The 12,459-nt window shown below is 66.8% G+C and carries 11 protein-coding genes; 7 read left to right on the top strand and 4 right to left on the bottom strand.

The features are described from left to right. Positions 1-106: 106 nt before the first annotated feature. Entirely contained in the window at positions 107-901 is a 795-nt protein-coding gene (locus tag D579_RS0106970; RefSeq protein ID WP_018951528.1) for a PEP-CTERM sorting domain-containing protein, read from the bottom strand. A 218-nt stretch (positions 902-1,119) separates the two neighbouring features. On the opposite strand from D579_RS0106970, the gene D579_RS0106965 reads away from it, so the two are divergent. From D579_RS0106965 to D579_RS0106935, 7 genes are all read left to right on the top strand, one after another. Next, complete coding sequence (locus D579_RS0106965; protein WP_026289461.1) at positions 1,120-4,431, top strand: VanZ family protein; 3,312 nt, start codon at positions 1,120-1,122, stop codon at positions 4,429-4,431. 90 nt (positions 4,432-4,521) lie between these two features. Continuing rightward, positions 4,522-5,244: a GAF domain-containing protein gene (locus tag D579_RS0106960; protein ID WP_018951527.1), complete on the top strand. Its 723-nt coding sequence runs from the start codon at positions 4,522-4,524 to the stop codon at positions 5,242-5,244. 40 nt (positions 5,245-5,284) lie between these two features. Continuing rightward, positions 5,285-6,019 carry a class I SAM-dependent methyltransferase gene (locus D579_RS0106955; protein ID WP_018951526.1) on the top strand — a complete coding sequence of 245 codons (735 nt, stop codon included), beginning with the start codon at positions 5,285-5,287 and terminating at the stop codon, positions 6,017-6,019. A 256-nt stretch (positions 6,020-6,275) separates the two neighbouring features. Next, positions 6,276-7,037, top strand: coding sequence for a hypothetical protein (locus tag D579_RS0106950; RefSeq protein WP_018951525.1), 762 nt, complete (start codon positions 6,276-6,278; stop codon positions 7,035-7,037). A gap of 67 nt (positions 7,038-7,104) precedes the next feature. After that, positions 7,105-7,407, top strand: a complete 303-nt coding sequence (locus D579_RS0106945) for an HPr-rel-A system PqqD family peptide chaperone (protein ID WP_026289460.1) — start codon at positions 7,105-7,107, stop codon at positions 7,405-7,407. After that, positions 7,404-8,309 carry an HprK-related kinase A gene (locus D579_RS0106940; RefSeq protein WP_018951523.1) on the top strand — a complete coding sequence of 302 codons (906 nt, stop codon included), beginning with the start codon at positions 7,404-7,406 and terminating at the stop codon, positions 8,307-8,309. The genes D579_RS0106945 and D579_RS0106940 overlap by 4 nt, the downstream gene beginning before the upstream one ends. 20 nt (positions 8,310-8,329) lie before the next feature. After that, positions 8,330-9,412 (top strand): nucleotidyltransferase family protein, encoded by a 1,083-nt coding sequence (locus tag D579_RS0106935; RefSeq protein ID WP_018951522.1) that lies wholly within the window; start codon positions 8,330-8,332, stop codon positions 9,410-9,412. Between the two features lie 26 nt (positions 9,413-9,438). On the opposite strand, the gene D579_RS0106930 is transcribed toward D579_RS0106935, so the two are convergent. The 3 genes from D579_RS0106930 to purU all read right to left on the bottom strand — a co-directional run bounded on the left by D579_RS0106930 (position 9,439) and on the right by purU (position 12,263). Then, the gene (locus D579_RS0106930; RefSeq protein ID WP_018951521.1) at positions 9,439-10,398 is read right to left on the bottom strand and encodes a hypothetical protein; all 960 of its coding nucleotides are present in this window, start codon (positions 10,396-10,398) and stop codon (positions 9,439-9,441) included. A gap of 52 nt (positions 10,399-10,450) precedes the next feature. Further along, positions 10,451-11,296 (bottom strand): S1C family serine protease, encoded by an 846-nt coding sequence (locus D579_RS0106925; protein WP_038050265.1) that lies wholly within the window; start codon positions 11,294-11,296, stop codon positions 10,451-10,453. Between the two features lie 112 nt (positions 11,297-11,408). Beyond that, complete coding sequence (gene purU, locus D579_RS0106920; protein ID WP_018951519.1) at positions 11,409-12,263, bottom strand: formyltetrahydrofolate deformylase; 855 nt, start codon at positions 12,261-12,263, stop codon at positions 11,409-11,411. Between the last annotated feature and the right edge of the window lie 196 nt (positions 12,264-12,459).

Genomic DNA, 12,459 nt, shown 5'->3' with positions numbered 1-12,459 from the left:
CGCAGGGAGGCATCGAATCCATCGTTCGGTGTCGCCCCGGTTTTTCGACGAAACGATCTTCGACGGGTGGTGCAGCGCCCGTCGAAGATCTTCCGTGGTGGGTGTTTCAGTTGCCGCTGTCGGACTGCTTGCGGCGCCAGAGCATCGATCCGGCCACCAGCAGCCCGCTGGCCAACAGCACGAGCGTTCCCGGCGCGGGCACGGGTTCTCGCGGCGTTACCTGCTCGAGTTCACCGATGGTCATGTTGTCGAAGCTGAAGATGTCGGTCTGCGGGCCTTCGACCAGGTCAAAGTCGAGCGAAGTGAACAGGAAGTCCTCGCTTGAGGCAATGGCGCCGAAGTAGAAGACCGAGCCGTCCGTAGACCCGCCTGATCCCACGGTGTGCGGGACGGTTTCCTGGTGGACGCCTCCCGAGCTCAAGTTGAAATTGATCAGCAGTTGCCCGCCGAAATCACCGATGTCGATCCCGTAGAACCCGAAGGCGGCGATGTCCTGTCCGAAGTCCACGCCGAATCCGTCGTCTCCTGTCGCATCGGCCCGCCAGGTGTTGGTGCCGGATACGGAGTAACGACCGAAGTAGGCACTACCCTCGGAGACGGTCTTGATGCGGCCGTCCCCCGTAAGGGTGGCGTCCAGTGAGCCGCCACCAAAGCCCGGAAAGGTGAGGTTCAGGGGCGCGCCGGTCCCGGTGGCAAAGCCTTCGAAGTCCTCGGTCCCGACGCCACTGAGTGACCCGAGAAAGGCGCTTTCGGCGGCATCGGAGTTGGGGGTCGAGGACAACGGGACGGTTGCCGAGTTGTTCAGATCCTCTCCGAAATAAGTGATGAACGCGGCCTGGGCCGATGTTCCGGCAAACATCGCCCCCGCGGCGATCAGTGCAATAGCGAGCGGTCCTTTCATGCCGTGACTCCCTTGTTGAAATCCTGGACCCCGGCCAAAGAAGAAAGTGTGCCATTGCGCTGCAAGTGACTGACTTGTCGGTGTTTAACGCGGCATACGAGCGGGCTCGGCCTTGTCGGTGTAAAGGTTCGTGACGCTTGTCGCGATTCCTGTGTGCTACTGCTCTGCGGACTCCACCGGGTATACAGTGATGACCCGGCCCCATCCCCGAGCGCCGCATGAACGCGATGGCAAATGCAGACGAGCCCTTGTCCCTGCGCACCTGTGCGCTGTGGGCCTGGCTGTCGCTGGGGGCGGCGATCTATTTGACGCTGCTGCCGTTCGAATTCGGCTCGGTGAGTCTGGAGCGTGCCTGGGAGATCTACCGCGGCATGAGCCTGACCGGCCCCGGGACCAGCGGCCGCCAGCAGTTCATGGCCAATGCCCTGATGTTCCTGCCGCTGGGGTTCTTCTGGACCGCGTGGCTGACCCATGGCCGCCGCAACCGACTGACGGCTCTTACGGTGTTCGCCTTCGTGGCGGCCCTGGGGCTGGCCGTTACGGCTAGCGTGGAGTTCCTGCAGGTCTGGCTGCCTTACCGGCACCCCGCGGGTGCCGACATTGCCGGTAATTTTTCCGGGGCCGTGGCCGGTTCGCTCGCCTGGCTGGCCCTGCGCGACCCGCTGGCGCGCTGGCGACGGGTGCTGGAAGGCGCGGGCCCGCAGACCCTGGCCGCCGGACTGGTGGTATATGCCGCGGCCTATGTGCTGGTCGGTTTCGTCCCCTTTGACCTGGTGCTTGCCCCCGAGGAACTGCGGGCCCGTTTGGCCTCCGATGCCTGGGGCTGGTGGGTAGCCGCCGGGGCCTGCACCGGCGGTGTCCGGTGTATCAGCTGGCTGACACTCGAGGTGGTCGCCAGCGTGCCGGTGGGGTTGCTCCTGGCGTTGTGGCTGCACCGGCGTGGAGCTTCGCTGCTGGGGGCCGGGATCCCGCTGTCCCTGCTGCTGGCGGGGCTCCTGGAGCTGCTGAACCTGGTCACGTTGTCGGGCATTGCCGAGGGGCGCTCCGTACTGTTGCGAGCCCTGGGGATGGGCATCGGCCTGGTCCTGTTCCCGCGTCTGCCCGGGCATCCTCACGGCGTAATCCGCGCGTTGCAGCAGTTCGCCACGCCGCTCCTTGTGACGAGTGGCCTGGCGTACGCGCTGTTGCTGGTCGCGCTGAATCACGGCTTCGGCCCGTTTCATGCCGATGTGGAGGCGGTGCGGGCGCAGTGGGACAACCTGAACCTGTGGCCGTTCTACTACCACTATCACGTGGACGAGATCCATGCCCTGCGCAGCACCGCGCTGCACCTGGCCATGTATGCCCCGCTGGGGTTCCTGGTCTGGCTGTGGCAGCTTCGCCATCCCATGCAGCCGGCGGCGCTGAATCTCCTGGCTGTCGTGGCGGGGGTGGTGCTGGCGCTGGTGGTCGAGGCCGCCAAGCTCTTCGTGGACGGTGCGCGTCCAGATCCAGCCAGCCTGGTCCTCGCCGGACTGGCCGCCTGGGCGATGGCGGCCGTGTTGCAATGGCTCGGCCGGGCCAGTGTCGCACCGGGTTTGACGGCCGGCCGTGCAGCGTCGGAGCCGCGCGATTTGCACCCGCAGCCGGAGCTGGCCCGGTCGGGCCCGCCTGGCGCGACCCTGCAGCGATTGCGCCAGGCGCTGGCCGGCTTGCTGGTGTTGGCGACCTTGCTGGCGGCGGTGACCTGGCCGATCGCGCCGGTCGCGCTGAGTGCCGGGTTGCTGGCCTATGGTGCAGTTCTGGCGTGGCGTCCCCAGGCGTGGCTGCTCGTGATCCCCGTGCTCCTGGCCACCCTGGACCTGACGCTTTATCACGGGCGCCTGTTCGTATCCGAACTGGACCTGTTCCTGTTGATGACCCTGGCCGTGGCCCTGTGGCTCGGCCCGCATACGCTGCATGCGGGGGTATCGCTGTTGCCCCGCGGGATCCGCTGGGCGCTGGGGCTGCTGGTGGTGTCCACGCTGATCAGCCTGGCAGTTGCGTTGTTTCCGAACGTGGCGTGGAACCCGGGCGAGGCGGTCCATTTTGCTCACCAGTGGAATGCCTTGCGGGTGGCCAAGGGCCTGCTGTGGGCGGTCGTGCTGCTGGCAGTGCTGCGCGTGGCGCCCATCCCGGTACGGGCGCAGGTGACCCGCTGGTTTCTGCCCGGGGTGGCGCTGGCCCTGCTGGCTCAGCTGGCCTTCGTGGTCCGCGAGCGGATCACCTATCCCGGGCTGCTGGATTTCGACAGTGGCTACCGCCTGTCCGGTCTGTTCTCCGAGATGCAGGCGGGCGGCCCCAGCATCGAGACCTTCCTGGTGCTGGCCTTCCCGCTCGCCCTGGTCTGGTGCTGGCGGCAGCGCCCCGGCGTACTGCTCGCCGGATCGGCCGTGCTGGCGGTCGGGACCGCCTATGCGGTCGCGATGACCTATTCGCGCGGCGGGTATCTGGGGCTCGCGGTGGCGGTTGCGGTGCTGGCGGGCGGGATGCTGCTGGCGGCGATGCATGGGCGCATGCGGTCAGCCGGGGCCGTGGTGGCCGGTGTGCTGTTGCCGGTCGTGGCGATTGCGCTGATCGCGGGCACGACGCTGGGCGGGTTTGCCGAACAGCGCCTGGGTCAGATCGAACGCGACTTCGGCAGTCGCCTGGATCACTGGCGTGCCGCGCTCGAGTTACCCGGTGCCGGGCCGCTGGCGCCGCTTCTGGGCCGGGGTGTCGGCAGTTTCCCCGAGCACTATCGCACGGGTAACCGCGACGGGCGCGTACCCGGGAACCTGGCGTTCACCCACGAGGGTGATGTGCCGCGCCTGCAGATCGGGGGCGGCGATTCGCTGTTCGTGAATCAGCGCGTGAGCCTGCCCCGTGACGGGCGCCTTACCGTAACGGTGGAGGCGGCCAGCGACCGGCCTGCGGGATTCCGGGTGTTCATCTGCGAGAAGCCCATCCGCCATTCCTTCGTCTGTCGCAGTGAGGGGATGCGGCTGGACGATGGTGGGCGTCAGAGCTTCCAGTGGCCCTTCGATCTGGATCCCATGGAGACGCGTCCCTGGCCCTTCCAGCGCGGCCTCGTGCTGTCGCTGGCAGTCGACGCACGTCAGCAGTCTGTCGTCGAATTTTACAGGGTGCAGATCCGGGATTCGGCCGGTCGCGAATATGTGGCCAATGGCGATTTCCGGCACCTGGGCCGCCACTGGTACTTCACCACGGATCACCTCGGGCCCTGGCGCGTCGAGAATCAGTGGCTGGAGCTCTATTTCGACCAGGGCTGGCTGGGTGTGGCCGCCTTTGTCTGGCTGACGCTGGCCGCCCTCGCGTTCCTGTTGCGCCGCGGCCTCCGCGGCGATGCGGTGGCCCTGGCCTCGGCCGCTGCCCTGGCGGGGGCGCTGTCCATTGGTCTGTTCAGCACACTGTTCTTCTCGCCACGGATTGCGCTGTTGTTCTATCTCGTCCTGTTACTGGGGGTGGCGGCTAGCAAGGTGCCACCATCAAGTGGCCCCCGATGGCGTTAGGGTCGGCTGCTTGCGTGGCTAACGCTGGCCGGATTCCGTGCCGGGGCGGGCTGTTAACCTCGCGGTACGACACCGCCATGGGGCCGGGGGATGGAAGAGGCCTTTAATGCATTCGACGAGCGGCTCCTGGAGCTGGCTCATTTTGTGGAGGAGGCCGAGTCCCTGGAAAAGGGGCTGTCCGGGCTGGCCACGCTGGTGGGACATGCCATGGGCTGCCAACACTGCTCGATCATGCTGTTGAAGCAGGATCCGGAGACCGGTGAACCGCGTCTGCGGGTGCAGGCGCATCACGGGCAGCTCCCCGGCCAGGCCTATGGCGAACGCCAGCCTCTGGGGCGCGGCATTGCCGGCCGGGTGGCGAGTGCCGGCAAGGGGCTCTTGATCCGTGACCTTCACCGATCCGAATTTGCCAGTATGGCGTGGCATGAAAACGGGGGGGACCCGGTCGACATCATCGCGGTGCCGATCGTGCTGGAGGCCGAAGTGGTGGGGGTGATCAATATCGACTCGCCCAAGGGGAGACGGCGGCTGACGCAGGAGGACCTCCGCATGGCGTCGATCCTGGCACTGGTTGTGGCCCAGTCGGTGCTGGTCCATCGTCTGAAGGGGCTGTTGCGCACCAGCTTTACCCAGTTGGCTCTGGGGCGTCAGCCGGGGGCGGCCACGGGCCCGATTACCCATGCCCCGGAGCGGGTGGCCCGGTTGCTGGCCCGCACGTTGTACGACGAGATGAGTCGCGCCGGGTTTTCCCGCGATCATGTACTGACCGCAGCGACCGAACTCATCGGGCAGGTGAGCGAGGACCAGGAATGAGAGGGTGCCCGAGCGTGTCGACAGCACTTGGAGCTGTGCCATGAAAGACACCGGCTTCGAGCGCCGCTGGCGCCAGCGCTTTCTCGAGCGTGGGGCAAGCCTGGAGGATGATGCCGACATCGCGGGCTGGACGCACAGCGGCCTGAACAGTCGCGTGCGGCAGTTCGAACGTCTGTGGCGAAGCGCCGATCTGGCGCCCGGGCGCTGGCTGGATATCGGCTGTGGCGCAGGCACCTACACGCGGATGCTGCAGGCGCAGGGTCACGCGGTGTGGGGCCTCGACTATTCAACCCCATCCCTGCAGAAGGCGCGCGCTCGAAGCGATGCCGCGATCCCCTGGCTGGCGGCGGATATCAACCATCTTCCATTGGCGGATGCGGCGTTCGACGGGGTGCTCTGCTTCGGTGTCATGCAGGCGTTGTCCGATCCCGCACCCGCGCTCGCCGAGATCCGCCGGGTTCTGCGTCCCGGTGGCGAGGCCTGGGTTGATGCCTTGAACCTGCGCTGTCTGCCCACTGCGGCTCGCGAATGGCGTCGCCATCGCCAGGGCCGCCCACCGCATTTGCGCTACGACGATCCCGCCGCGCTCCGGTCTACCGCGGAGTCCGTGGGTCTTGTACCCGGTGACCTGTACTGGCTGCCACTGGCCCCCGGTCGGCTGGCTCGCCTGCAGCCACTCCTGGAGAACCGGGGCACCCGGGGGTTCCTGCAGGCATTACCGATCGCCGGGGCATGGCTAAGCCATTCGTTCATCCTGCGTATGCGCAAGGAGTGACGCGCCGCCCGTGCCGTGAGCTGTCGGAAAATTTTGCACTTGTCGGTGCCTGGATCCGCGTTGGATGTTTCGTGTGGCGGGCGGCCCCTCGATATCAGTGAGTTACCCGTTATTCGAAGCGGTGGCATTACGCTTGCTAAGTCTTGGTAGAAAGCGTCTGATTGCATTGTGCCCCCGAGAATTCGCCGGTCGCGGTGGTTTCGGGTTTTCCGGCGCGAACGGCGCAAGGCCGAGTACGGATCTGGAGGAGTCAAGCATGAGTGACGAACACGAGCACAACGATGGCAAGGGCCTCAAGGGCAAGGGCGAAAACGCGTCCGGAACCCCTACGGACCACGACTCGGATTCGTCGGCCCCCCGTAGTCGGAGTCGGCGCCGCCTGACCGCAGCCGGCCTGGGAGGGGCGATGCTGGTGTCGCTCCCGGCCAAGTCGGTCTGGGGTGCCCAGGGTCAGTGCTCGCTGTCGGGCAACATCTTCTCTGCCAACGTCTCCAACATTGACCATGAGTGCACCGAGGGCGATGGCTGCACACCGGGCTTCTGGAAGAACAACTGGTTTGCCTGGGACTGCACCGGCTACTCGCCTGGGACTTGCTTCGAGACCAATCCGTCCGGTAACCAGTGCCGTCGTTTTGACGCCACCGTTCACCCGGGTGGGGCGACCTCCTTCGAGGAGGTCTTCGGCTACAAGCCGGAGTGCCTGAGTGGCTCGCCCTCCCTGATGGAGGTCCTCCAGGCGGGTGGTGTGTGCAGCGGCTCGCTCGATTGGCATGCGGTGGGCGCCGTGCTGAACGCCGCCTGTACCTCCATCGACTTCGGCGCCTCGGTGGACGAAGTGGTCAAGGCCTATTCCATGGCCCGCGAGGATGCGGACAAGTACGCGGCGGTGAAGAATGTCTTCGTCTACATGAACGAGCGCTTCTGTCCGATCAACAGCCAGGGCGATTGCGAGGATGGCTACTCGCGCAACGAACTGGGCGTATGCGTGGAAGTGCGGACCACCACATCCAACCAGTAGGGCATTCGCTGACCTCCGGGGCGCTGCTGCCCCGGATACGCCTGACCGCACGGTGCACGAGGCGCACTTGTCCGTTTTCGAAGAACCCCTCGAGCTGATCCCCCTGCCTGCCACTCACGTGCGGGCATGGGGCGAGTCCGTGGTCGTCTATGACCAGCGTTGCGGCGAGACCCATGTGCTGCAACCGCCCCTCACCGAGCTCTTCCAGGTCCTGCAAGAGGGGCCGATGACGCCGACGGCCCTGTTCGAGTACCTTGAACAGCGTTACGAAGCCGCCGAGGGGGAGCTGGAGGATGCGATGCACGCGGGACTGACCCAGTTGCGGCAGCACTACCTGATCCAGGTCGCCCCGGAGTCGCGGAGCGCGTGACGGGCCAGGAAACCCTGAAGGCAGGGTTGCGGGGTGCCGGCCTTCCCATCCAGGTGGGCCCGTTCGTGGTGCGGTTGCGTTCGCGGCTGGACCGCATCGAGCGTGCCGTGGCCTTGTTCTATGACCGCCAGCTGCTGCCGGCGGATGGCACCCCGTTTGCGGACTTCCACATCACCCTCGCGCGTTCCTCCGGCCTGCATGCGGTCTGGCGACCGCAGGCGCGTTTCTTCCTTGACGGGCGTTCGCCCTTCCGGCCATTGCCGCTGGCCCATGCCTACCCGCTGTTCGAGTGGGGCCTCAACTGGTGCATCGCCCAGCATGCCCATGACTTCCTGATGATCCATGCGGCGGTGCTGGAACGCGACGGTCAGGCGCTGGTGATGCCGGGCGAGCCCGGGGCGGGCAAGAGCACCCTGACCGCCGCGCTGGCGCTTTCGGGGTGGCGGTTGTTGTCGGACGAGTTCGCCCTGCTGTCCCTGGAGACCGGCCGGCTCGTGGCGTTGCCGCGTCCGGTCAGTCTGAAGAATGCCGCCATTGATCTGATCCGCGAGCGCTACCCGCAGGCAATCATCGGGCCCTCCTCGTACGACACCAGCAAGGGGACGGTGGCCCACCTGAAGCCGCCGGGCCCAAGCATCGAGCGGATGGACGAGCAGGCCCGGCCGGCCTGGCTGGTGTTTCCGCGCTTTGCCGTCGGGGGGCGTGACCATCTGGAGCCGCTGGCCCCGGCCGAGGCGTTGCAGCGGCTGGTCGGCTCGTCGTTCAACTACAGCGTGGTGGGGGCGGCGGGCTTCGAGGCTGCGGCCGACCTGATCGAACAAAGTGCATGTCTGAACCTGGAGTACGCGGACCTGGACGCCACCCTGGGCCTGCTGAACGGGTTGCCGGAGGGTGGCGCGTGACCCGCCCCGCGCTTGTACACATGCTCGCGATTCTGCGCGAGCCGGCCGGGGTCCGTGAGCGGACCCCGGCGGACTGGGACTTGCTGGTCCGGGTGGCGCGGGTCGCCTCCCTGGAGGGGCGGCTACAGGCGTTGATCGAGGATGCCGGGGCCTTGCCGGACGTGCCCCCGGCGCCGCGGCGGCACCTGCATGCGGCCCGCGTACTGGCGGATCGCCAGCATGTCATGGTCCGCTGGGAAGTGGCACGGATCCACGAGGCCCTGGCCCCGGAACAGATCCCGGTGATGCTGCTGAAGGGGGCCGCCTACGTGATGGCCGGTCTGCCCTGTGCCCGGGGGCGGCAGTTCTCGGATGTCGACATCATGGTCCCGAAGGCGCAGATCCAGCAGGCGGAACAGCACCTGTTCGTCCAGGGGTGGGTCTGCGAGGGATACGATGCCTATGACCAGCGGTATTACCGCCAGTGGATGCATGAACTGCCGCCGCTGACGCACATGCGGCGCAAAAGCGTGCTGGATGTACACCACACGATCCTGCCGCCGACGGCGCGGTTGCACCCCGATCCGGCCCTCCTGTGGCAGGCGGCGCTGCCGCTGGAGGGCTACCCCGGTGTGTACATCCCGGCTCCGGTCGACATGGTCCTGCACAGCGCGACGCACCTGTTTCACGACGGCGAGCTGGAGAACGGGTTGCGCGATCTGGCGGATCTGGATGCGCTGCTGCGGCACTTTGTGGTCGAAGATCCGGCCTTCTGGGAGCGACTGACGGCGCGGGCCTTCGAGATGGACCTGGCACGTCCCCTCTTTTACGCCCTGCGTTACGGGCACGAGTTCCTGCAAACCCCGGTTCCGGATTCGGTGATCCGGGCCCTGGCGCCGGCGCGCCCGGCGTTGCCCCTGCTCGCCTTGATGGATGCCCTCTTCCGTCGTGGTCTGAAACCGCACCACTGGAGCTGTGATGGAGGCCTGTCAGGCGTTGCGCGCTGGCTGTTGTATGTCCGTTCGCACTATCTGCGCATGCCCTTGCACCTGCTGGTGCCGCATCTGCTGCGCAAGGCGATCAAGGAGCATCGCAAGGGCAAGCGGGAAAGGCCCGATGCATGATTGCGGTGGACCCGGGTGTGCCGGTATCACGAGGCGGCCGGTGGCGGCTCCATTGCCAAAGCGGCAAGCGGGGCCAGGAGTAGCTCGCCGCGGAAAAGGGTGCGTGCGCCCGAGAGGATCCCGAAGCAGCGATACCGCCGTTGCGCCATGCCGGATCCGGCGAGCCCGCGGTCCACGGTCTCGAGGTGTTCCGCCGGGCTCACCAGGATGTGCAGGGCCTCGGCACTGCGCAGGCTGCGGGCGAGCCGCTGGTCGACGCTGATGTGATGGGCCGTGTAAACCAGCGGGTCCCGGTAGAAATCGTGACCGTCGGCGTGGGCCCTTTCAAGCAGGGCGCAGGAGATGAGCGCGGCCGGAAACATGTCCGGAAAGTTGATGCGGTCCTCCAGCTCGTCGAAGTAGTCCGCCTGGCGTACCAGTGAACCCGACAGCAGGTTCTTCGCATTGCTGTTGGCCATGAACTTGCGCTTGTGGAACCACCCGTTGCCCGGCAGCACGCACCGATCCTCGAGTTGATCGAGGTCGCCATTCGCGGGAAGGGCCAGTACCTCCTCGGGTAGTGCCCGGGGCGCGAACGTGTCGCGCACGTGGCCGAGCAGCACCAGCCCACTGTCCTTGCGCATCACGATGCGATTGGATGGCTGCTCGCGCCCCGCCTCGTCCGGTCGCCGCCTCGTGGGCTTCACCTCTGTGGTGAACGGCTCGTCCACGCGCAGGGCGTCAGCAAAAGTGAACTGGTAGTCCCGGAACGGCAATGGTTCCGCGTTGTCGGTCTCACCCTCGGCCAGGCGCGTCCGGGTGACTAGCGCCTCGGCGAGGCACTCCAGCTGGAAGCCAAGCACGATCGGCCCGCCGAACGGATTGCCACGGATGCGCGCCCACTTGTCGCCGTCATGGAACGGGTTGAAGTCGTCCGTGGCATTGCGGGCCACGTCGATGTGAATCTGACGATAGACGCGGGTGCCGTCGGAAGGGGCCACTACCATGGGGATGGCCTCTTCCGTATCGGGGTGGCGGGGTGCTGGGGTGTGGATCGGGCTACTCCCGGACGTTCGCCAGCAGCGGACGAATGCGGTCGGCCGGCACGGCGTAGCTGATGCCGCTCGGATGGCCGACCGCGGCCTCGCGTCCGCCCTGCACGAAGACCTGGTTGATTACGCCCACGACTTGGCCGCTGTCGATGCGGTAGAGGGGGCTTCCGCTGTTTCCGGGGTAGGCGGTGGCGTCCAGCTGAAACACCATGGGCGCGCCGTCGCGCAGTTGCCGGATGCGAGCCTCGCTCAGTTCGCTCGAGCGGCGTGCGGTGATGGCCATGGGCGTGCGCGCCGCCACGCTGGCGCGATGGGTCGCCGGGTAGGTGCCCAGGACCATGCCGATCGGGTAGCCCGTGAACGCGAGCTGTTCGCCCTCGCGCACCGCATCCGACGATCCCAGCTGCAAGGGGGGCAGCGGGTCGCCGGCAATCCGCAACAGGGCTAGGTCGTCGTTCGCCGAATGTGCCACGACTTCCGCGCTGTGAAGGGAGGTGTTGCGACCTTCGCCGCTGACCACCACGAGCTGTTCGCGGTTCTCGTGGTCGAGTGACGCCGGGATCACATGGTGATTGGTGACGACCAGGGTCCCGTCGCCAACGGCGAAGCCGGTGGCGATGTACTGGGCGCGCGGGCTACGCGAGGGCTGGTGGGTCGCGATGCTGACCACCGAGGGCTTGATGCGCTCGATGGTGTCGGGGAGCCCGTCGGCAGCGGCCGGCTGCTGGGCTGCCAGCAGGGTCAGAAGACTCGCTGTGGCCAGCAGTTTTAGCGTCCTCCCTTTCCGCTGCCGGGTACGCGCCGGGCGGCGCAGGGTCAAAAGGCCGGATCGCGTGCTTGTCGTGCTGTTCATGGGCCACCCCCGCCGATCGATGATTCGAGTCTAGGCCAGGCGCTTCCGGCCGTGGGGGCGATGCGTTAGGCGGGGAGGGTGGTGAACGGCGGTGGCGTTAACCGGTGCCGCCTCAGTTGAAGACGATGGTCTTGTTGCCGTGAGTGAGGACGCGGCCCTCGAGGTGGTAGCGCAGGCCGCGGGCGAGGACCCAGCGTTCGACGTCGCGGCCCTTGCGGATCAGGTCCTGCACGCCGTCGTCATGGCGGATGCGGGTCACGTCCTGCTCGATGATCGGGCCGGCGTCGAGGTCTTCGGTGACGTAGTGACATGTGGCACCGATCAGCTTCACGCCGCGGGCGAAGGCCTGGTGGTAGGGCCGGGCGCCGACGAACGATGGCAGGAAGCTGTGGTGGATGTTCAGGATGCGCTCGGGGTATTCGTCGCAGAGCGTGGGCGGCAGGATCTGCATGTAGCGCGCCAGCACGATGGCATCGGGCGCGAGTTCGGCGAGCCGCGCCTGCAGGGTGGCGAAGGCGGTCTCGCGGTCCTCGCGCGGCACGGGGATGTGCTCGAACGGGATGCCGTAACACTGGGCCAGCGGTTCCAGGTCGCGGTGGTTGGAAATAATCGCGGGGATCTCCATCGGCAGCTCGCCATTGCTCCAGCGCGCCAGCAGGTCGCTGAGGCAGTGCGGCTCGCGCGAGACCATCAGCACGACCCGGGGCCGGGTTTCGGCCGCGGCCAGCCACCAGTCCATGCCGAGATCGAGGGCCAGTTCGTCCAAGCGTTCGCGCAGGGCGGGCTCGGCATCGACGGGCATCGAGAATACCCAGCGCATGAAGAACCAGCCGGCCTCGGCATCGGTGTGCTGGGCCGCTTCGGTGATCCAGCCATCGGTATTCGCGATTGCGTTGGCAATGCGCGCGACAATCCCGTGCTGATCAGGGCAGCGAATGCTCAGCCGAAAACGGGGTCGATCATCCATGTCGTTTAAGTATCCCGAATAAGGTCCAGGGCGGGGTTTTACCACGAAGCGCGCAAAGGCGCGGAGCAGGTCATGGGCATTTTTACCACAGAGGGCATCGCCCCAAGCGAAGTCATCCCGGAAACCGCGCAGCGGTTATCCGGGATCTCCCGGGGTTGGCGATGCGTCGGTGGCAGCCTTGGAAGATCCCGGCTCT

It is taken from the genome of Thioalkalivibrio sp. AKL12 (assembly GCF_000377925.1).
In the GTDB taxonomy this organism is placed as follows: domain Bacteria; phylum Pseudomonadota; class Gammaproteobacteria; order Ectothiorhodospirales; family Ectothiorhodospiraceae; genus Thioalkalivibrio; species Thioalkalivibrio versutus.
Note: the sequence above shows the minus strand (reverse complement) of the source record. Positions and strands in the feature narration are given on the sequence as shown.